The organism is Desulfosporosinus lacus DSM 15449 (assembly GCF_900129935.1).
Lineage (GTDB): Bacteria > Bacillota > Desulfitobacteriia > Desulfitobacteriales > Desulfitobacteriaceae > Desulfosporosinus > Desulfosporosinus lacus.
The window spans coordinates 89,985-109,551 of sequence record NZ_FQXJ01000018.1; the positions used below are offsets into that span (position 1 = coordinate 89,985).

The 19,567-nt window shown below is 39.6% G+C and carries 22 protein-coding genes; 13 read left to right on the forward strand and 9 right to left on the reverse strand.

Annotated features, from left to right (window positions below; genetic code table 11):
• The first annotated feature begins 40 nt into the window (after nt 1-40).
• From BUB11_RS20415 to BUB11_RS20430, 4 genes are all read left to right on the forward strand, one after another.
• Nucleotides 41-238, forward strand: coding sequence for a DUF1858 domain-containing protein (locus BUB11_RS20415; RefSeq protein ID WP_073031784.1), 198 nt, complete (start codon nt 41-43; stop codon nt 236-238).
• 424 nt (nt 239-662) lie between these two features.
• A complete protein-coding gene (locus BUB11_RS20420; RefSeq protein WP_073031786.1) occupies nt 663-1,124 on the forward strand; it encodes a DUF2975 domain-containing protein in 462 nt (153 codons plus the stop codon).
• A gap of 13 nt (nt 1,125-1,137) precedes the next feature.
• Nucleotides 1,138-1,353: a helix-turn-helix domain-containing protein gene (locus BUB11_RS20425; protein ID WP_073031787.1), complete on the forward strand. Its 216-nt coding sequence runs from the start codon at nt 1,138-1,140 to the stop codon at nt 1,351-1,353.
• A gap of 30 nt (nt 1,354-1,383) precedes the next feature.
• On the forward strand, nt 1,384-2,907 hold the full coding sequence (locus BUB11_RS20430; protein WP_073031789.1) for a DUF4153 domain-containing protein: 1,524 nt from the start codon (nt 1,384-1,386) through the stop codon (nt 2,905-2,907).
• Between the two features lie 203 nt (nt 2,908-3,110).
• Here BUB11_RS20430 and BUB11_RS20435 read toward each other — a convergent pair whose 3' ends face one another.
• On the reverse strand, nt 3,111-3,314 hold the full coding sequence (locus BUB11_RS20435; protein WP_073031791.1) for a hypothetical protein: 204 nt from the start codon (nt 3,312-3,314) through the stop codon (nt 3,111-3,113).
• Between the two features lie 418 nt (nt 3,315-3,732).
• Between BUB11_RS20435 and BUB11_RS20440 the strand changes: the two genes are divergently transcribed.
• Nucleotides 3,733-4,413, forward strand: a complete 681-nt coding sequence (locus BUB11_RS20440; RefSeq protein ID WP_073031792.1) for a response regulator transcription factor — start codon at nt 3,733-3,735, stop codon at nt 4,411-4,413.
• Nucleotides 4,413-5,909, forward strand: a complete 1,497-nt coding sequence (locus BUB11_RS20445) for a sensor histidine kinase (protein ID WP_073031795.1) — start codon at nt 4,413-4,415, stop codon at nt 5,907-5,909. The genes BUB11_RS20440 and BUB11_RS20445 overlap by 1 nt, the downstream gene beginning before the upstream one ends.
• Before the next feature lie 180 nt (nt 5,910-6,089).
• Here the strand turns inward: BUB11_RS20445 and galE are convergent, their stop codons facing one another.
• Nucleotides 6,090-7,082: a UDP-glucose 4-epimerase GalE gene (galE, locus tag BUB11_RS20450; RefSeq protein ID WP_073031798.1), complete on the reverse strand. Its 993-nt coding sequence runs from the start codon at nt 7,080-7,082 to the stop codon at nt 6,090-6,092.
• A gap of 269 nt (nt 7,083-7,351) precedes the next feature.
• Here galE and BUB11_RS20455 point away from each other — a divergent pair, with 269 nt between their 5' ends.
• From BUB11_RS20455 to BUB11_RS20465, 3 genes are all read left to right on the forward strand, one after another.
• Nucleotides 7,352-7,843, forward strand: coding sequence for a PepSY-associated TM helix domain-containing protein (locus BUB11_RS20455; RefSeq protein WP_073031800.1), 492 nt, complete (start codon nt 7,352-7,354; stop codon nt 7,841-7,843).
• Nucleotides 7,844-8,194: 351 nt separating this feature from the next.
• Nucleotides 8,195-8,788 (forward strand): hypothetical protein, encoded by a 594-nt coding sequence (locus tag BUB11_RS20460; RefSeq protein WP_073031802.1) that lies wholly within the window; start codon nt 8,195-8,197, stop codon nt 8,786-8,788.
• Between the two features lie 110 nt (nt 8,789-8,898).
• Nucleotides 8,899-9,555 carry a hypothetical protein gene (locus tag BUB11_RS20465; protein WP_073031804.1) on the forward strand — a complete coding sequence of 219 codons (657 nt, stop codon included), beginning with the start codon at nt 8,899-8,901 and terminating at the stop codon, nt 9,553-9,555.
• Nucleotides 9,556-9,791: 236 nt separating this feature from the next.
• Here BUB11_RS20465 and BUB11_RS20470 read toward each other — a convergent pair whose 3' ends face one another.
• Together BUB11_RS20470 and BUB11_RS20475 are read right to left on the reverse strand one after the other, a co-directional pair.
• Nucleotides 9,792-10,457 (reverse strand): response regulator transcription factor, encoded by a 666-nt coding sequence (locus BUB11_RS20470; RefSeq protein WP_073031806.1) that lies wholly within the window; start codon nt 10,455-10,457, stop codon nt 9,792-9,794.
• A gap of 269 nt (nt 10,458-10,726) precedes the next feature.
• Nucleotides 10,727-11,653: a DMT family transporter gene (locus BUB11_RS20475; RefSeq protein ID WP_073031807.1), complete on the reverse strand. Its 927-nt coding sequence runs from the start codon at nt 11,651-11,653 to the stop codon at nt 10,727-10,729.
• 371 nt (nt 11,654-12,024) lie between these two features.
• On the opposite strand from BUB11_RS20475, the gene polA reads away from it, so the two are divergent.
• A complete protein-coding gene (gene polA, locus BUB11_RS20480; RefSeq protein WP_073031809.1) occupies nt 12,025-14,646 on the forward strand; it encodes a DNA polymerase I in 2,622 nt (873 codons plus the stop codon).
• 161 nt (nt 14,647-14,807) lie between these two features.
• Here the strand turns inward: polA and BUB11_RS27650 are convergent, their stop codons facing one another.
• Nucleotides 14,808-15,188, reverse strand: a complete 381-nt coding sequence (locus tag BUB11_RS27650; protein ID WP_159436960.1) for a FlxA-like family protein — start codon at nt 15,186-15,188, stop codon at nt 14,808-14,810.
• A 214-nt stretch (nt 15,189-15,402) separates the two neighbouring features.
• On the opposite strand from BUB11_RS27650, the gene mutM reads away from it, so the two are divergent.
• Nucleotides 15,403-16,224: a bifunctional DNA-formamidopyrimidine glycosylase/DNA-(apurinic or apyrimidinic site) lyase gene (gene mutM, locus BUB11_RS20490; protein WP_073031811.1), complete on the forward strand. Its 822-nt coding sequence runs from the start codon at nt 15,403-15,405 to the stop codon at nt 16,222-16,224.
• Nucleotides 16,225-16,452, forward strand: a complete 228-nt coding sequence (locus BUB11_RS20495; protein ID WP_084110426.1) for a tyrosine-type recombinase/integrase — start codon at nt 16,225-16,227, stop codon at nt 16,450-16,452.
• Here the strand turns inward: BUB11_RS20495 and BUB11_RS27190 are convergent.
• The 3 genes from BUB11_RS27190 to BUB11_RS20510 form a co-directional block, all read right to left on the reverse strand.
• Nucleotides 16,402-16,650 (reverse strand): PemK family transcriptional regulator, encoded by a 249-nt coding sequence (locus tag BUB11_RS27190; RefSeq protein WP_200797961.1) that lies wholly within the window; start codon nt 16,648-16,650, stop codon nt 16,402-16,404. The two genes, BUB11_RS20495 and BUB11_RS27190, sit on opposite strands and share 51 nt — an antisense overlap.
• A gap of 332 nt (nt 16,651-16,982) precedes the next feature.
• Nucleotides 16,983-17,240, reverse strand: a complete 258-nt coding sequence (locus BUB11_RS20505; RefSeq protein WP_073031814.1) for a type II toxin-antitoxin system PemK/MazF family toxin — start codon at nt 17,238-17,240, stop codon at nt 16,983-16,985.
• Between the two features lie 17 nt (nt 17,241-17,257).
• On the reverse strand, nt 17,258-17,479 hold the full coding sequence (locus tag BUB11_RS20510) for a hypothetical protein (RefSeq protein ID WP_073031817.1): 222 nt from the start codon (nt 17,477-17,479) through the stop codon (nt 17,258-17,260).
• Nucleotides 17,480-17,774: 295 nt separating this feature from the next.
• On the opposite strand from BUB11_RS20510, the gene BUB11_RS20515 reads away from it, so the two are divergent.
• On the forward strand, nt 17,775-18,461 hold the full coding sequence (locus BUB11_RS20515; protein WP_073031819.1) for a hypothetical protein: 687 nt from the start codon (nt 17,775-17,777) through the stop codon (nt 18,459-18,461).
• Between the two features lie 207 nt (nt 18,462-18,668).
• On the opposite strand, the gene BUB11_RS28065 is transcribed toward BUB11_RS20515, so the two are convergent.
• Complete coding sequence (locus BUB11_RS28065) at nt 18,669-18,971, reverse strand: hypothetical protein (RefSeq protein ID WP_143187673.1); 303 nt, start codon at nt 18,969-18,971, stop codon at nt 18,669-18,671.
• Between the last annotated feature and the right edge of the window lie 596 nt (nt 18,972-19,567).

The following is a 19,567-nucleotide window of genomic DNA, read 5'->3' on the forward strand; positions in this document are numbered from 1 at the left end:
CATTGAACATGATTATATCGAAAAGGAGATGTTAACATCTATGATTACAGGATCTGAATCGATTACTGACGTTGTAGAGAAATACCCACAAACTGTCCAGGTCTTTGAGAAATATGGAATGCATTGTTTTGGTTGCATGGCAGCCCGATTTGAAAATGTTGAACAAGGAGCTTTGGCTCATGGAATCGATGTTGCAAGCTTAATTGAGGATCTGAATAAAACGGTTAATAATCACTAATAATTAGTGAAACTCGTGTCCTTATCTCTGATTGTAATTGACGGTCTGTCAATTACAATCAGACTTTTTTTTCTTCAACTCATTGTATGAAGTTTGTACGAAGTTACGAAATCGAGTGGGAGTCGATCTCCACTGGGCATGCCCATTTTTCTCATGATACGCCAAAAAAACGAATAAATCATACTGCATTTCGGTTACAAAAATGGCGTTTCGTTTACAAATATTCAGTTGTCGGTTTCAAAGAGTGCATTTCGTTTTACAAAGTGGCATCTCGTCTTTCAATTGAGTTTATAAACTAATAATATGGATAGGCAAAACGTGTTTATCAATAAAATTATATTGATAAACGATAATAAAATATTGATTAATAGAAAATAATTGTTTATACTTAGTTGTAAAATTGTTTATGGGGGGATTTGCAAGCATGGTTATTTTAGATCGGAAAGGTTTTTCAGGCATAGTTAAACATATCTTGGACCTGATTTTTTTAGGCGGAATTGGTATTTTCCTGAGCTTGCCATTTGCTTTGAAATGGTATTTAGGACTAATGTATACTCGAACGAGTGAAAATTATAATTTCTTATTAGGTTTTCTCTTCATAACAGGTATTTTGGCATTGGTGGTCGTCAATGAAATAAGAAAGCTGTTAAAGAACTTAAATAAGAGAAATCCCTTTATTATAAATAATGTTCAGAGTCTCAACCGAATTGCTGTTTCATGTTTATTAATCGCAGCTTGTTATGTTATTAAAATAATTTTTTACAATTCATTTCTAACTATTATTGTAACTATGGTTTTTATCATCACAGGATTTTTTTCGATTATCTTAGCGGAAGTTTTCCGACAGGCCGTTCTTGTGAAAGAAGAAAATGATTTGACAATATAATGGAGGCTAAGATATGTCAATTATCGTAAACTTGGACGTAATGATGGCAAAACGAAAGATCAGCTCATCTGAACTGGCATCGAAAATAGACCTTACTCAAGCAAATTTATCAATTCTAAAAAATAATAAGGCAAAGGCAATTCGCTTCTCTACCCTTGAGGCAATCTGTAAAGCATTACATTGCCAACCAGGAGATATTTTGGCCTATGAAGAGGACGATACTGTATAAAGTAATGAATTTTTTGAAGGGGGTTAAATTATGGAGGATTTAATGATAGTCCAAAACGAGGAGTCTAGCAAAACTAACGTAAAAAAGGAAGATCTGTACCTCTTAGCTTCTTCGGTCTTATTAGGCGTGATTTTTGACATTTTGTTTTATAAAAAACCGCTAGGGATTTCATACCCGCTTTTTGTTATTGCTTTTTATCTGGTTTTCTTAGGAAATTTGCGACGGAAAATAACCTTTAAATACGATTTTGGTTGGTTTTTGAGTATCCCTATTATGGCATTGTCCTCAGCCTATTTTCTCTTTTCTAATCAGATATTTGCCGTGTTTAACTTCTTAATAATTCCGATTCTAATAATCGCGCAAACGATATTGATAAATGGGGAAAACAAATACAAATGGTTCGATACAAGGTTTCTTAGGGATATCCTTTATGGAATTTTTAATCGGGCCTTTGGCAACACTGCTAAACCATTTATAGTGGGATTAAGTTCTATGCGTATTAGAAAGAGCAATGAAAAGCATGATGTTGTAAAGAAGGTCCTGATCGGTTTAGCGATTTCTATTCCGCTTTTAATGATCGTCATTTCTCTCCTTACTGCAGCGGACCAAGTTTTCAAGCATCTCATCGATGAGGTATTAAGTTCCTTTGGCAGTATAAACTTGAGTGATTTTCCATTACAGGGATTGCTAGTGCTGCTAATTAGTATCATTGTATTTAGCTATACATGGAGCTTTTTAAAATCCAATGCCAGTGTACAAACGCAGATACAGCAAGGGGCACTGGAAAACAACAGAACTATTTGGGATCCCATAATCTCTATAACGATATTAAGTCTTATAAATTGTGTTTACTTAGTATTTATACTTATTCAGTTTGCCTATATGTTTGGAGCAATCAATAATGCTTTGCCACCGGATTTTACATATGCAGAGTATGCCAGAAGAGGTTTTTTCGAGTTATTAATGGTTACCTTGATCAACTTTACACTTTTGCTGAGCAGTCTTAAATTCACCAAAACAGATGGTAAATTAGCAGCTAGGACAGTACGTATTTTGCACTCTTTGCTTGTTCTCAGCACCATGGTCATACTTTCTTCGGCATTTTTAAGAATGTCACTCTATGAGGCGGCCTATGGGTATACATATTTAAGAGTTTTAACTCATAGCTTCATGATTTTCTTATTTATACTGTTTGTGATAGCCCTTTACAAAATATGGAATGAACATGTTTCTCTCCTCAAGCCTTATATCGTGATTGCTTTAATGGCGTATTTGATTCTTAATTTTGTGAACATTGATGTGTTGATAGCGAAAAATAATATTGAAAGGTATATTGAAACGGGTAAGCTGGATACTCACTATTTGAGGAACTTGTCGTATGACAGCATACCGGTGTTAGTAAAGCTCCTAGATGAGGAAAATACTCCTTCTGATCTCAAACAATATTTATCGGAACAGCAAAGTGAGTTAGCTAAAGATCAAGAGTGGCAGTCATTTAATTTGTCCAGACATAAAGCAAAAAAAGCGCTTACCCAAGATAACTATAATAACTAGATGCAAGAAATTGTGCTAATGCCTTTCAAGAATTACGCTACTACACTATTGTTTTTATAGGATGGTTCTTGAATTAGCGTCATGGTTTCTGGAGTTAAAGGACCGGGGATTGATAAATAACCGCTATGCCCTACACCGGATCAGCAAGGTGTGGGGTATAGCGGTTATAGCAAGATTATTTCCTGGATTCAAGTAGCTATATTTTATTTCTTCTTATTTCCGCGTGTTCTTGTTATAAAAATGAAAAATAGACCGACGAGGATATAGATGGCTCCTTGACTTGGTCGCTGAGTTGCAAGATAGTAACTTCCGGCAAGAATAAAGGCGATTGATGCAATGTAATCCCAGATATTTTTGATTGACTTCTTTTTTTGTGTGTTTTTCATACTTTTTTGGGGTTTATTCATGGTGCTCCCTCACTTTATCGTTTTTGATTTATTTCGTTAGTTTAAAGATCCAAAAGGTTTTCCTTAAGAAATGAATGAACTTACTTGAAGATTATCATGAATAAGTATGATTAGCTAGATTTTTCCGAATATCATACTTCTAAGAAAGCATGATATTCTGTGTTAACTAACTGAAGAAAAATTCATGGGCAGATCCATGTGTATGCTGTAGGTGGTATTTATTGACATGGATTGGGATGTTAGTATATGATTCAGGAAACTTTCAGCTTTTCTTCAGTTTTAATTCAACCTAGTATTACATAATTAGGCTTAAGCTAAGAAAATGAGTTAGACACCAGCAGAAGACAAATGATTTTGCTAGAGCGCTATAACATGATAAAGTTAGTTTTTGAAGTATTGTAAAGGAGCCCAAAGGATTATGCAGAAATTAAAAGGAATTAAACTATTGCTAGTCGATGATGAACCGAATATTTTACAATTTTTAGAGATGGGTCTTCAAGAGGAAGGGTTTGAGGTACAAACGGCTCAAGATGGGATGACAGCGGTAACGCTCGCTAAGCAATTTCAGCCCCATCTAATTATTCTGGATGTCATGATGCCAGGCATGGACGGATTTGAAGTATGTCGAATGCTCAAGAAAACCGAGAATGTCGCCATTATTATGCTGACAGCTAAAGACGAAGTAGATGACCGAGTGAAAGGACTAACGCTCGGTGCTGATGACTATATGATGAAACCCTTTAGCTTTGAGGAATTGCTGGCACGTATTCAGGCTAGAATACGAAATCAATTCCCTAATCTTATAGGAGAGGTTGAGCTGGGAGCTTTCCGAATTGACGATAGGCGCAAAGAAATCCTTTACGAACAAAGGGTGTTAGAACTCTCAACCACCGAGTATGAGCTGCTTAAATTTTTAGTGCTTAATCACGGCTTGGTCTTAAGCAAAGCGAAAATTTTAGATAAAGTATGGGGTTATGACTTTGGCGGGGATGAAAATATCGTAGAGGTGTATATTCGGTCGCTCAGGGAAAAATTAAATGATAAAGATCATCGTTTAATTCGTACCTTGCGCGGGGCGGGATATCGGGTTGACCTGTAATGAAAACAAACTCACTTCGCTTTAAGCTCTTATCTCGTTCGTTATTGCTTATGGCTGGGTTGTTGGTGATCATCGGCTTGTTTCAATATGTCTTCATGCAAGATTTTTTATATCGAAATAAAGCATTGAGTGTGCAAAGTCAGATTCTAGCAATTCCTCCTGATGCCTGGGAGAGATTAGCGTGGGATATTAAAGATGAGGGCCCTGATAAAATGACTGGTAATGCATTGGGAGATGCTTTGGGTGACAGACAATTTGGTAACGGCCATGGTCGTACTCCCTTTTTCTTCTTGCAAGACTCCACAATTGCCTTCTATGATACGTACGGAACCTTATCGGTCCTTTCGAATTCTTCTATTGATGGTCAAGCCCCTCCTAAGCTGGATGAAAAAGATTATCAAGATGCCCTGCGTTCCAAACATGAAGTGACATTTAAAGTCATAGAACAAGCAACGTCAAACGAGCAATTGATCGTTCTTCAGCCAATGAAGATTAGAGATCAATTGCTGGGAGTAGTTCAAGTTAGTTTAGAGACAAAACCTTTAAGAGATATTTTAACTCGGCAATTATTAACGTTTTTATTGATCTCCTTGCTTGCTCTAATAGGAGGTTTGTTAGCATTTATTTCTGTGCTTAGAAAAACGTTGGTTCCTTTGTCTAAAATGGTGGAGACGGTGGAACAAATCGACGCCGGAAATCTTGCTGTACGTTTACCGAGTGATCAAGGTCAAGAAGAAATTGACAGATTGGCAGACTCGTTTAATGGAATGCTTGAAAGACTGGAAACGTCTTTTGAAGCGGAAAAAGAGGCAAAAGAACGGATGCGGCAGTTTGTTGCCGATGCTTCTCATGAGCTTCGTACTCCTTTGACTTCGATTCACGGATTTTTAGAGGTGTTGCTTCGTGGGGCTATGAACCAGCCGGATAAGTTGAACAGATCTCTGACAAGCATGTATACAGAATCTGAACGGATGAAAAAGTTAATTCAAGATTTGCTTCAGCTTGCTAAGTTAGATCGCTCACCAAACGTCCAACTAATTGAGGGAGAACTGGACGAGATTATTAAGGGCATGGCACCGCAATTAAGGTTATTAGCGGGGAATCGCAAAGTCAGTCTAAAACTTACTTCAAATTTGAGATGTCGCTTTGATGAAGATAAAATGAAACAAGTTATCTTGAATCTTTTTCATAATGCCGTACAGCATACTGATCCTGAACAAGGAGATATCCAAGTTACTTTGGAGAATGCTTCGGGCGGCGTGGAGTTAAGTGTAAGAGATAACGGTTCAGGCATACCCTCAGAGCATTTGCCTAAATTATTTGACCGTTTTTATCGAAGTGATTCTTCTAGGACTCGCAAATATGGAGGAGCCGGATTAGGGCTTGCTATTACTAAATCACTTGTGGAGCTTCATGGAGGTGCGATTCGAGTGGAAAGTTTTGCGGAGGGTGGAACCGCATTTTATGTATGGTTTCCACAGCCTTGTCCCGAATAACGTCCTTAATACTTGTCAAGAAACCACAAAAGGTAGCCGTGCAAATAGCATAGCTACCTTTTGTGATTTTACTAACCTTAACCAGCCTTGATTGAATCATGGCACCGACTATATCTCGAACGTCCTGGTTTGAGATATAGTCGGTGCCTTTAGCTTTGCGTCAGGCAAGTTTTCATATGACTATTTCTCATATCCATTAGGATGGCTCAGGTGCCAAGCCCAGGCGCTCTCTAAGATTTGTTCCAGGGAACTGTGCTGTGGGCTCCAGCCTAAAAGAGTATTAATTTTATCGACTTTTGCTACAAGCCTATCAGGGTCTCCTGGACGGCGAGGGGATTCCACCACCGGAATCGTTCGAGCTGTAACTCGGCGGGCAGTTTCTATGACCTCTCTAACACTAAACCCTGAACCGGTACCAACATTATAAACGCCGCTTTGAGTCCCTTTTCCCAACGCTTCTAGCGCTAGTATATGAGCCTTTGCTAAATCGAGGACGTGAATATAATCTCTGATACACGTCCCATCGGGGGTAGAATAGTCTGTACCAAAGATGTTTATTCCCGGTCGTTGCCCCAGAGCCGCCTTTAAGATTAAAGGAATAAGATGAGTTTCAGGCATATGGTCTTCTCCCAGAGAACCGTCCAAAGCTGCTCCGGCAGCATTAAAATAGCGCAGAGCAATCCACTCAAGACCATAGGCTTTCTCTAACCAAGAAAAAGACTGTTCAATCATGAGTTTAGAAAAACCGTAAGGGTTAATCGGTATAGTAGGTGCACTTTCTGGAATTGGAATTTCTTCAGGAATCCCATAGGTTGCCGCCGTAGACGAGAATATCAGTCGTTTCACTCCGGATTCGAGGAGTGTGCTTACAAAGCGGTTGGTCTTGGCAGTATTTTCTTCAAAATAAAGGTCAGGTTTTTCTGCGGATTCCCCAACCAAACTCCGAGCAGCAAAATGGATAACAGCACTGACGTGCTCTTGCTCTACTATTTTTCGCACTAGAAGTGAATCTGCGATGTCTCCCTGGAAAAAGGGAACATTGCTTGCAACCGATTGCCGATGCCCTGTCACTAAATTATCAAGAACAACGGGTTTGTAACCCTGCTCTAACAATGTCTTAACAGTATGGCTGCCGATATACCCAGCCCCGCCGGATACCAGAATGGACTCCATAAAAACCCCTCTTCTCATAACTAGCTTTCCTAGTAATACTAGAGTATTGCTGAATGATTATGAACATTATAGCACTTCGCAAGAAATCTAGGAACCAAAGAAATCTAAATGTTATGGATTGAATGAGCCATTTCAGCTGATTTTCAGGAAACACTCAAGCAACATTCAGGTGGCATTTAGGTAAGATTCAGGAGCGGGATTTATAGTAATACCGGGTGGTGGCTTATTAATTTTTGTTTAAAAGTTTAATGAAATGAGGGAAAGCAATAGTGTTTCGTAAAATGCGCAATTTACACTTATGGATCGGATTAATCACTTCAATCATTATTCTCATGGAAGCTGTAACCGGGTTAATGCTGGCTCATCCTTCTCTGATGGGAATGGAATCAAGAGCCCCAATTATCGAAGGGAATTCTAGGACCACTTCTTCAGATGATGATAGTATATCAACTTCAGATCAAGGTCAGATAACAGCAAATCAGAGTTCGTCAAGTCAGAATTCTGCGGGCTCTAATGCACTAAGTTCTAGTCTGGAAGGGAAAACTCAATCCGAAACGATTGATCTGAGACGCGGAGGTTCAAGAAATCAAGAAGCAGATAATAGTCTAATGGGCCTCGTGAAAGGGTTGCATGAAGGTAAACTTGGTAATCTCAACATCACATGGGTGATAGATCTAGCAGCGATTAGTATGATCGTCCTGACCATTTCGGGGATGTATCTTTCCATTAGAATTTTGAGGAGGCAAAGGAAATCAGATTAACGAGGATTCATCAACAACATAACACATAGAAATTTCAACAAATTAATCAGGCAAAAATCAGTGAAGAGTTGGATGAAAGCTATGGTTTCAGGTCTGATGACTGCCATAGCATTGTGATGCCTTTTTCCCTAAATAAGAATGGGTTTTGGATATTCGAACTCTTTGCCAGTACTCTTGGGGAATATCCCTATGCTTCGCTCAATGATCTGTTGTTCGTATACCTGCTTAAGGTTTTATACGATTTGTCAGAGGAAGGAGGGTTTCGATCAATAGGAGGACGGATCTTGATAAACGTACTTGATTATCAATAACTTTATATGCCTTTCTAAGGATAAAAGGAGGAAATTTTCTATGATGAATTTAAGTCAAGTAAAAAAAACAACTAGAAAGCCCTGGCTAGTCGTCGGTATATTATTATCATTATCCGTATTTGGAGTAGGTGGCTGTGGAACAAAAGCAGTGACCTCTTCACCTGACACATCATCAATACAATCATCAACTTCCTCAGCTGATGGAGCTGCAACACAGGATACAACATCTAGTCAAGAAAATCAGAGTCAGAATGACCAAAAACCAGCACTCAATCCCGCCATAGAAGCCACAATGAGCATACGACTTCTCCAAGAAAACCAGCAAATGGTTCTGTCGAGCGATCAGAAAAACAGTATCAAACCGATTCTGCAGCTTTTAATTGATACTAGCAATCCAAGTCAAGAATTCCTCCAACAAAAAGCCGATGCCATCAACGCAGTCTTCACTGAGCAGCAAAAGACTTTTTTAAGTACTAATACTAAGAAAGGAAATCCGAACGGTAAGAGCCCAGATGGTACGACTCAAGTAAAAGATCGAGAAAAGGTTCAAAGCGGTGCACCAACTGGCAATCAACCTGCTCCTGCAGGCCAATCCCAAGATATATTTACACAAGTTCTTGCTTCTTTAACATAATTCTGAGGAAAATCTTGAATTTCAAAGACAACTCAAAGCTTTAAGGTCGATAAATACTACGTAGGAAGATAATCCAAGAAACAAATATTTAAGAAGAAGGGAGTTTATTAATGAGTATTTCAGCAATAAGTAGTACTAGCACTACCCAAAGCCTTAGCGACATTTTAGAGGCCCAATTACGTGCAAAGCAACGTCGTCAAGCTATGGAGAAGCAGAGTAGTACTGTCTCGACTCTAGATAGTGCTGAGTTTAGTCTGGAAGCTCTGCAAGCTGCAAAAGATTCCAAGATCAATCCATTGGATAGCTTGGTCTCTGATGGAACAATTACTGAGGATCAGGAAGATATTATTGCCAGTACTCTTCAAGCTGCTATGCAGCAACACTTTGCTAATCAGTCCCAAACTGACACAATAAGTGACAACTCAAAGACCGATCCTTTGGCCGGCTTAGTCTCAAGCGGCACAATTACTCAAGATCAGGCAGATGCAATAAAAGAGGCGTTGGAAGAAGCTCGAAAGTCGCAATCTGAGAAGATCCCTAAGACAGATCCTTTGGATAGCTTGTTGACTAGCGGAACTATTACGCAGGACCAAAAGGATGCCATTGAAGAGGCGCTCAAAGCAGCTATAGAGTCCCAAGCCAATGTAGAAAGATCTGAGCAGACCGATCCTTTAGCCAGTCTGATCAGAGGTGGAATCATTACCCAAGACCAAGGTAATACGATTATGGCTACGTTTGAAACAGCTAGACAGGCTTATCAGCGTTAGGCGCAGATAAAACGTTAGCATAAGAGAAGGGGCTGCTTTAAAGGTAGCCTTAAAAAGAAGCATAATAAAACAAGCCTGTCCAGTTTGGATGGGCTTGTATGGTTGTGGGCTTATTGTCACTAGGTAAACTTTTGGGTACAACCCGTTTTTCACATGTGGAGATGCTTCATCATGATCGTCTGTCTCAAAATAGAATCTCGATTCCTATGAAGAGGAGTCTTTTTTGTTTTTAATAGTTATGTTATATTCTCCAAGTAATAGCCTACGCTGCGAACAGTTTTTATGTTTACAGTGCCAATTTTTTTTCTGAGATAACATATGTAAAGATCAACATTCGCAAATTCCTTTATTGAATTTGAACCCCAGAGTCTCTCGAAAATACGTTCCTTAGTAACCACATTTCCTGAGTTTCGCATGAGAGTCTCCAACAATAACGTCTCTTTGACACTTAATTTAATAACATTACTTCCTTGGGTTACTAAACACTTTGAGGTATCTAACACTAATCCAGCTACAGTGAGTTCATTCTCTGTTATTTCCTTGCTTTTTCTTCTTGAAAGTGCTCTCAATTTAGCTAAAAGCACCTCTGTGCAAAATGGCTTAACCAAATAGTCGTCGGCACCCGCATCCAAACAGTTAACCATATCCTCAATATTATCATTAGGGGTAAGTAATAACATGGGAGTAGATATACCTTGAATCCGTAATTCCTTAACAAAGGTTATTCCATCAAAGTTTGGTAGTAGCAAATTTAAAACAATAAGATCGTAAGAGCCAAAGATGGCCATCTCAAGCCCGATTTCACTATCAGTAATTTTATCAACTACATAGCCTTCCTTTTTTAAAAGTTGGCTGAGTGATTTGGAGAACTTGGATTCAACATCTATTAGAAGTAACTTCATCTTAAGCCTCCCTCGGAAACAATCTAAACTTTTCAGAGTATTTAACCTGTAGTAACTACCTGAATTGGAAATTATTATATAGCCTATAGCTGAAAAAATATTGAGAGTTTGCTGAAAGGATGCTGAAAGTTTATGTTTTTTTCATAAATCAATTGCTTTTATGAAGATAATAACTGTAAACTGTAAACAAAAACATGAGCCTTCCGCACAAAAAGTGGTGGAAGGCTCATGCTTTTATATTGTTCTCCTTTTTCTAGATTGTGGGGAAATCATACTGCCTTTTTATGAACTTTCATAGGATAAACTTTTGATTCCGGCCGCGTCGCCAAATAAACTCCAATGATTACAATGCCAGCACACATTAATTTAATTAATGTGATCGATTCACCTAAGATTGTCACAGACTGGATAATTGTAAAGATAGGTACTAGATTAATAAAAACGGCGGTGCGGGGAGCACCAATACGTTGAATGGCAATTGCCTGGAAAAGGTAGCCCAATACGGAAGCAAAAACGCTCATATACAAAATTGAGAGCCATCCTCGTGATGTCGTTGCCGATAAGTAGGTGGCAGGATTTTCCCACACAACAAAAGGCACGGAAATTACAACACAGATCAAGAACGTATAGGCTGTAACCATGAAAGGCGTAAGTTGATATTGCTTCATATATCTCCGACTAAGCAGCGCATAGGTTGCAAAGCAAAAGACCCCGATCAGCATCAGAAAATCCCCATGATTTACTTGAAATTGGGACATTACCTGTAGATCCCCATTTGTAATGAAGAGAAAGACCCCACTGAAAGACAGAAAAATCCCAAATACTCTTAAAGGAGTTAATCGTTCCCCGAAGAACATGGCCGCCAAAAGGGTCGTGAGCATTGGATTGATGGCGCCGATCAAAGATGAATTGATCGCCGTGGTATACTTTAACGACGTAAAAAATAAGGCATGATAACAAAATGTGCCAACGAATCCAAGTAGGAGAAGTGCCCGCCACTGTTTACCGTGCGGGAAAAGATTTTTTGGCTCTTTGAGATACAAGATAGTGAAAATAAAAGGCAATGCAAAGAGAAAGCGAAAGAAGGTCAAGGCGAAGGGTGGAAACTCCTGTACGGAGAATTTTCCGGTAATAAATGCGCCAGACCAAAGAAGACTGGTTAGCACCATGAGCATACGAACCTGTTTATCAGACATTAAAGTTCCCCTCCTTCTATGTTAACAACGAATGAAACCTAAACCTGCATATTGGAAATAAATCTATGACAAAACCTTGATAGGAATTATTTTCATGAAGTAAGGAGTAGTTAATTTCTTGAGATTATGTAATAGCAACTAACAAATCCTATCAATGTATGCCCTGAGAGTCAATCCCAAAAAGTCAGGATTGGAAAAACAATCTAAATAAGGCACCTCACATTCATAGCTTCGGCAAGGGCAAAAACGCTTAAAATGATTTTTAACTATAGAATCTCGGACTATAAACATTGTTTGAAAAGCATTGCTATTGTTTGTTAGAAATTAGAGGGTGTGATATAGTAAACTGATAAAGAATGGGGGTTTTCAGGATGCCGCGGATGGTTATTTTAGACGGAAACAGTCTGGCAAATCGTGCTTTCTATGCTCTGCCGCCGCTAACAACGGCCGATGGACGACCAACGAATGTTCTGCATGGTTTTCTGACTATGCTCTTTAGATTAGAACAAGAGCAACATCCAGATTACTGGGTGGTGGCTTTCGATAAAACTAAGGCAACAGTTCGGATTGAACAATACGCCGGGTATAAAGCGCAACGCAAAGAAACCCCGGAAGGACTGCGCCCACAATTTGATTACCTCAAAGAAATCTTAACTGAAATGGACGTGCCTATGCTCGAGCTGGCAGGATATGAAGCAGATGATCTGATTGCTGCAATAACCAAACAAGCAGAAGCCCAGGGGATGGAGATTCAGATTTATACAGGGGATAAAGATGCCCTGCAACTCATTTCCCCTAGGACGAACATTTTCCTGACCAAAAAGGGAATCAGTGAAGTTGAACGTTATGATGAAACGACCTTATGGGAACGTTACCAATTGCGCCCCCAGCAAATTATTGATCTTAAGGGTTTAATGGGTGACACTTCGGACAATATCCCTGGGGTTCCAGGAATCGGAGAAAAGACCGCGCTGAAATTACTTTGGGAATTTGAAACGGTTGAGGGCGTTTTGGCAAACGCTGATAAAGTATCAGGGAAAAAAGTACAGAGTAATTTGAAGGAGTATGCAGATCAGGCGATGCTCAGCAAAACCCTTGCGACGATGTTGACGGAGGTCCCACTGGCGTTTTCCAGCGAGGATTTCGTTTATCGCCGTTCCCAAGCGGCCAAAGTGCTTCCCATCTTGGAAAAATATGATCTCAGGAATGTGACTCGGTTATGGCATGAACGTCATAAGGACGACGAAGGACCCCTTAGTGAATGCCAGGAAGAGTCGTTGGAAAATTGGCCTGAACGTACCTTGACTGAAGAGGGATGGCTTGCTCAGATTGGAGAGTGGCAGTCTAAAAACATCTCACTCACCTTAGCCTGCAGATATGAGGGAACGGGTTTACAAGGAGGGCGCTGGTTGGAATGGGGAGTAGCTGCCCAAGGAGAGACGTTTACGCTGACACGTGAAGGGGCATCCGAAAAGGTCTGCGAGGCGTGGCTGAAATTGATGGGGAGTGATCAGGTCCCTAAAATCTTGGCGGACAGTAAAACTGTGGCCTTACTACTCACTAACGAAGGCGTTTCCTTGAAGGGTCTTACGTTAGATCTAAGCTTGGCATCCTATCTAATTAAATCCTCACGCCCAAAATTTGCCCCCCTGGATTTGGTCAAAGAATATGTTCCTAATCAAGCCGCTTTCGTGAACGTTGGGGAAGAAGCGGCAGCCTTAGCTCAAGTTGCCCCGAAGTTTGAAGAGGAAATTCATTCCCTGGGACTGGCACACCTGCTCCATGAAATTGAAGAACCTCTATGCATGGTGCTCGCTCAAGTGGAACATCATGGAATCGCCGTGGACTCCGAGCAATTGACGGTTTTTGGGGAAGGAATAAGTTTGACCTTAAGACAGTTAGAGCAAGATATTTATGCTTTAGCTGAGGAAACCTTTAATATTAATTCTCCCAAACAGTTGGGAACAATACTGTTTGAGAAATTAGGCCTGCCTACGGCTAAGAAAACAAAGACGGGTTATTCCACGGATGCGGAGACATTGGAAGAACTGCGCTTAGCCCACCCTGTCGTAGAGAAAATTCTTGACTATCGGCAGTTGAATAAATTGATGTCTACTTATGTAAATGGGCTACTTGCTCAAGCGAAGAATGGCAAGATTCATACCACTTTTCAGCAAACCGTGACGACAACCGGTCGTTTATCGAGTACAGAACCTAATTTACAGAACATCCCAATTCGACTGGAACAAGGACGACTGCTAAGAAAAGTCTTTCATCCTACAGAACCTGGATGGGTGTTGCTATCTGCTGATTATTCTCAGATTGAGCTTCGAATTTTAGCTCACTATTCGCAAGATCCCCTCCTTTGTGAATCCTTTGCCCTGGGACAGGATGTTCATACTCGAACCGCAGCAGAAGTCTTTGGCATTTCTCTCGATGAAGTGACACCGAACATGCGGCGAAGTGCCAAAGCCGTCAATTTTGGGTTAGTCTATGGGTTAACAGAGTTTGGCCTTTCAAGAGATTTAGGAATCCCGCGCAAAGAATCAAAGTTCTATATTGAGCAATATTTTAAACGCTATAGTGGAGTCAAACGCTATCTGGAGGATGTTGTGACACAGGCTAAAAAAGACGGTCAAGTTCGTACCCTCTTAAATCGCTTGCGGCGTATCCCAGAGTTGCTACATTCTAACCGAGTTCAACGACAGTTTGGGGAACGGATTGCAATGAACACACCGGTGCAGGGTACGGCAGCAGATATTATGAAATTAGCCATGCTTAAAGTAGCAGAAGGCTTGAAACCCTTTCGGGCGACTATGCTTCTCCAAGTACATGACGAGCTTTTGCTCCAAGTAGCTCCAGAGGACCTAGAGAGTGTTGCCCACATGCTAAAGGAAAAAATGGAAACTGCTTATCCACTTTCGGTTCCGATGACGGTGGAATGTAAAGTCGGACCGAATTGGTATGATATGCAGCCGTTTCACACGAATTAATAAGAGATTGTACAAAAAATTGCCCTCCCATGGCAGAAGATTTTTCTACCATGGGAGGGCACTATAGTATTAGGTCGGTTAAGGGGACTTCCAAATATCTATGAAGTGGTTGATTTTAGGACTGAATGACGATCGACTAGGCCATTGGATTAACTTATACGTTAAGCTTGTATATCAATTTTGTTATCGCTTAAAATAATAGTGTTAGTGTTAGTGTTAGTGTTAGTGTTAGTGTTAGTGTTAGTGTTAGTGTTAGTGTTAGTGTTAGTGTTAGTGTTAGTGTTAGTGTTAGTGTTAGCTTCTTGTGCGCTATTACTAGTTTGGGTGGATTGTTTTGCTTGTATTTGGTTTTGAAGTTGAGTTATCTGAGCTTGTAATAATTGGATCTTCTCCTGTTTTGTTTTATCATCATCCTTACTCTGAGTCACAGTTTCTATTTGGGTTTGAAGTTGTTTGATTCGATTTGATAGTTGTTTTACATCAATATTGCTTCCAGAGGTATATGAGTTGTTAGATGTTGAAGAAACTGAAGATACGTTCATTAATATGTAAGCCTCCCTAAAACCGAATAAGCTAAATATTACTAAACTAAACTGAAACGAGGCTGAAGCTAAACTGAAAGTTTGCTGAAAACTTGTTATTTATTGTCCCGTTAATTATTTGTTAATTGGAGTAGGTGGGTAGGTAATGTAGCCTCAATTGGTTACTGCTTTTACTCTGAAATGAAGATGATGGATTAAGGAATGAGGAAAGAATATGCCAGAACTCCCTGAAGTTGAGACTATTCGACGAACATTAGCAGAGCATGTTATTAATCTAGAAATCAAAGAAGTTAGACTTATATGGTCTTCTGCAGTCTGCAGTTGGGAAGATCAATCCTTTGAGGATTTAGTCACTGGCCGAAGAATTCAAACAATCGACCGTCGTGGCAAATACCTTTTAATTAGGTTGGATGAAGATTTGACATTAATCGCGCATATGAGAATGACCGGGCGCTTAAATTACTATACTGAAAAACGAGAACCTGAGAAGCATACTCATGTAGTCTTTGGTTTGGAACAAGGGGAAGTGCATTTCTCAGATGTGCGGAAATTTGGGCGTATTCAAGCTATACCCACCTCACAGTGCTTTAGCAACTCTTCCCTGTCTAAGCTCGGACCGGAGCCCTTGGAACTGGAATTCACACCACATGTCTTGAAGGAGCGTTTGAGGAAGAAAAAGATTTCTGTAAAGGCAGCCTTGCTAGATCAGCATGTCCTAGCAGGCTTGGGGAACATTTATGTGGATGAATCCCTTTTTCAAGCAGGGATATCTCCCGAACGCAGGGTAGATACTCTATCCGATGAGGAAATCTCAAAACTCCATCAAGCCATTCAAAACGTCCTCCAAGCGGGTATTGATGCTCAAGGAACATCCTTTCGAGATTACAGAGATGCCAACGGGGAAAAGGGGTCCTTTGAACGGGAATTACAAGTTTACGGACGGGGCGGGGAACCCTGTAAACTCTGTGGACAAGTGTTAGAAAGGATCCGTCTCGCTGGGAGGACCACGGTGTATTGTTCTAGGTGTCAGAAGTAGATTTGTTGGGATGCACAGAAAGTTTTTGAATCAGCCTATAAAAGAGCTGGAATAAAAAAAGATGTCTCAATTCAATCTTTGAGGCATGCTTTTGCAACACACCTATTAGATAGTGGGACCGACTTGAGATATATTCAGGAACTTCTTGGTCATAAAAATTCAAAAACTACGGAGGTCTTACATATGTTTAAAGAAAAATTCTGTATACATTTCTTGAATTTTCAATAGATCATTGAAATTGGCTCTACCAATATAGTGAATAAAGTTTGATAACTTTAGAGGTACGGTCTTTGATACTCTTGCTGTTGAAGGATGTTTAAGATTTGCTTCTTTCCAATACTGAATAGGGGTATCATACCGATCAGCAGCTTTTGGATTATGTTTAGTGACTTTGGTTGAAAGAATTTGAGGCAAATCAACATTCATAACTATTACTGGTCGCGGAAGAAATTGATTAGGATTTTCTTCAAATGGGAAATTTACTAACCGTATTCGCCTTCAGTAATCACTTTTGCCGCTTTAACTCCTTATAGAACTCGACGTCGCAAACCCTCAGAACGTTAGGCGAAATGTCCTAACCAAGCATTCTTATCCTGCTTCTTTAAGAACGATTTGCATGTGATTATAATGTCATTAATGTTTTACGTCCTCGTTTTTATGAGAATGAGAAAAGACCCCCAGCTTGGGGAGGTCTTAAAGAATTCTACTCCATATTTTGTTGATCCATGCACAGTCCAATGTAGATCGCTTCATCAACTTCATCCATAGGGTTGTGCGCAAATAACATAAGATTCTATTTTTAACAATGTAGTTCCTTTTTCGATGGTGACATTTGTAAGAAAGCCTTTACTTTCGGCATCGCTCGTTATTAATAAAACTTCAACAGTATTATAATCTTTAAAATATTCTCCTTCTTGAAGAACTAAAACGAACTTCGACTTTCCGTCGGGATATCTTCGATCAAAAGTATATGGGAATTTGATAAAATATATTTCTCCCCTAAGAAGCTCTGCCACTACTCTTTCTCTCCATATCACTTAATCGTTATATATGTTTCTTCTTCCAAATCCTTAAAAAGTTCATTGTATTTTTGCACTTCGCTCTTTGTTGCTTCGTGTCGTAAATCCGTTCTTTGTTTTCTAATCTCGGCTCGTTGTTTTAAGTTGTCTGTCTTAGAGGTTTTATAGATAGGTTCTTGCAAAGCAGGTAACATATCTTCCTCCTCCTTACTAACTTTATCTTCTTTCTTGTCCATATCATACCACCTTCCGAATAGTTGTTCAATTATATTATGCCCGATTTTTCCAATTCAGAAGGTGATAATTACATGGTTGCAGAATAATGTAAAATGTTAGGAGGGAGGGCTGGAGCTATCCTCCGAAGAGAGGACACTCCGCCTAAACACAATGTTACCGAAACTAGAGGATGATGAATGCGGTTGGGACGCTTCGGTAACACCCGTCCGTTATATGCCATAGTCAGTTTCGGAGTTTTCTTTGAAGAATTATCATAATGTAGATTAAAATTTTAGAATAAAGTGGGGGATATAATTGAAAATTACAAGGCAGGAGATAATTTCGGTGCTATTAATTTTCTTCGCTATTTTTTTAGGACATACTACTGAAACAGGATTTTCAATCGGTGATAAGATATTATTGGGGTTTGGTATATCCCCATGGTCCAATGGTCAAACTGGGTTTCACTATCCCATAATAATCTATTTTGTATTATTTATTATCGGATGTCTTGAAGCAAGAAGGGTGATGTCTAGTCGACAACTTATCGTACTACTACTTTTGGTATTTATAATTACTCCGTCAGTTGTGTCTCTAGTAAAACCGGTTTATTTTAGAATGCAGAGCGGTCTAGCTACAGTTGAATATGACTCTAGAAACAGTTCTTTTAATATTAGAAGCTCATTAGACAATGAGAAACTTGTGACAATTGGCGCAATTTCTCTTACGAATTATGGAAATAATCCAATAGAATTTGGTATCAAAATTCCATCAGATAGCTTTATTGCTCATGAATGGTTTTCAGAGGATTTGATTTTGACACGAGTAGAGAATTCAGAAGATCCTGGGACTTTTATTCTATACCCTGGTCAAAGACAAACAATTTTATCTTATACAACTATTCCATGGAAGAATGGCAATAATGGAACAGGAACAATGAATGGTCCAAATCTTATTTTGTTTTCTAATAATGAAAATCGGAAAGTTGGATATAATCTTTGATTAGCCTTCGAAGCCGGACTACGGCATATAACCGAGGGTTTGCGACATCGGAGCGAATATGAATGTAGTGACCCGACGTCGCAAACCCTCGGGACGTTATCTGCAACCCTAGATTTTGTTTATCTTTGATAAATGAATGTGTCGGTTTTGTCAGGGTAAAGATTCCTGGCATTTTTTTCAACAAAGAGAAGACGAGTGTGACAAACATCATATAGAAGGCTTGTTCCAAATTCGAATCCGGATTCGAATTTGGGACAAGTAGTTGGAGACTAACCAGAGAATGCCGATTTTGTAAACAACCGTATACTTAATTTTCTTAATAGTAATTGAATGACTAGGTGCTTCTAAAACAAAAGCGTCACCTCCAAGAGTAATATTCAAGGGCACGCCGTCCGTGGCGCGCTCTGAATTTGGGGCCGTGGCACTACAGATAACAGCGTGTTCCCAAAATCTGAGAGGATATGGACGTAGTAACCAGACTTCGGGAACACGCAAAACGTTATCTGCCATGCCTGGGTCAAAATTGCCGTTGTGAACAACTTGGCGGTAATCTTATCACTGATTATCTTTGGCTGTTCAAGATCAGGAAACGTTGAGGACATACAGAGAACGAGTTGAGAAATATCTAATATGAGTACAGGGATCGGGTCTGTCGATAAAAATAACAATAGTCACGATATCCAACGGTTCAGTTATTCCATTAATCTATTCCGAGACACCCACTTCTTCAAGTGGGTGTTCCTTATTCTACTTCGGTGGGGGTAGAATCCCAATGTCAGTAAGCTATAGTGCCAATAATTTACAACATATTTCCTTCACTCTAATCGAAAACTCATCTTTGAAAGATTGCTTAAAGTATAAAGGGTAGTCAATCAAACATCTTTTAAAAAATGGTATAACATACTCGGGACTAGTAGCCTAAATTTTTACAAGTCCTTGAATGCTGGCCCTTGATATCAGCGTCTAATCAAAATGGGTTATTATTTTCGGAAAGTGAGTTACAAACATCTCTTTTGATTTAGGGAATGCTTAGGAGCTTTACGCCCCATATTACGGGGTTTACTTCTACCGGGACGAATAGGCACCATGTTTTTCGGGATTTGTTC

What these genes read in the sequence shown, in the direction of transcription:
- BUB11_RS20420 (WP_073031786.1), top strand. Translation starts at nt 663, where the DNA reads ATGGTTATTTTAGATCGGAAAGGTTTTTCAGGCATAGTTAAACATATC.
- mutM (WP_073031811.1), top strand. Translation starts at nt 15,403, where the DNA reads ATGCCAGAACTCCCTGAAGTTGAGACTATTCGACGAACATTAGCAGAG.
- BUB11_RS20475 (WP_073031807.1), bottom strand. Translation starts at nt 11,653, where the DNA reads ATGTCTGATAAACAGGTTCGTATGCTCATGGTGCTAACCAGTCTTCTT.
- galE (WP_073031798.1), bottom strand. Translation starts at nt 7,082, where the DNA reads ATGGAGTCCATTCTGGTATCCGGCGGGGCTGGGTATATCGGCAGCCAT.
- BUB11_RS20510 (WP_073031817.1), bottom strand. Translation starts at nt 17,479, where the DNA reads ATGGACAAGAAAGAAGATAAAGTTAGTAAGGAGGAGGAAGATATGTTA.
- BUB11_RS20415 (WP_073031784.1), top strand. Translation starts at nt 41, where the DNA reads ATGATTACAGGATCTGAATCGATTACTGACGTTGTAGAGAAATACCCA.
- BUB11_RS20460 (WP_073031802.1), top strand. Translation starts at nt 8,195, where the DNA reads ATGATGAATTTAAGTCAAGTAAAAAAAACAACTAGAAAGCCCTGGCTA.
- BUB11_RS27650 (WP_159436960.1), bottom strand. Translation starts at nt 15,188, where the DNA reads ATGAACGTATCTTCAGTTTCTTCAACATCTAACAACTCATATACCTCT.
- BUB11_RS20465 (WP_073031804.1), top strand. Translation starts at nt 8,899, where the DNA reads ATGAGTATTTCAGCAATAAGTAGTACTAGCACTACCCAAAGCCTTAGC.
- BUB11_RS20430 (WP_073031789.1), top strand. Translation starts at nt 1,384, where the DNA reads ATGGAGGATTTAATGATAGTCCAAAACGAGGAGTCTAGCAAAACTAAC.
- BUB11_RS20435 (WP_073031791.1), bottom strand. Translation starts at nt 3,314, where the DNA reads ATGAATAAACCCCAAAAAAGTATGAAAAACACACAAAAAAAGAAGTCA.
- BUB11_RS20470 (WP_073031806.1), bottom strand. Translation starts at nt 10,457, where the DNA reads ATGAAGTTACTTCTAATAGATGTTGAATCCAAGTTCTCCAAATCACTC.
- BUB11_RS20440 (WP_073031792.1), top strand. Translation starts at nt 3,733, where the DNA reads ATGCAGAAATTAAAAGGAATTAAACTATTGCTAGTCGATGATGAACCG.
- BUB11_RS20425 (WP_073031787.1), top strand. Translation starts at nt 1,138, where the DNA reads ATGTCAATTATCGTAAACTTGGACGTAATGATGGCAAAACGAAAGATC.
- polA (WP_073031809.1), top strand. Translation starts at nt 12,025, where the DNA reads ATGCCGCGGATGGTTATTTTAGACGGAAACAGTCTGGCAAATCGTGCT.
- BUB11_RS20445 (WP_073031795.1), top strand. Translation starts at nt 4,413, where the DNA reads ATGAAAACAAACTCACTTCGCTTTAAGCTCTTATCTCGTTCGTTATTG.
- BUB11_RS28065 (WP_143187673.1), bottom strand. Translation starts at nt 18,971, where the DNA reads ATGGCAGATAACGTTTTGCGTGTTCCCGAAGTCTGGTTACTACGTCCA.
- BUB11_RS27190 (WP_200797961.1), bottom strand. Translation starts at nt 16,650, where the DNA reads ATGAATGTTGATTTGCCTCAAATTCTTTCAACCAAAGTCACTAAACAT.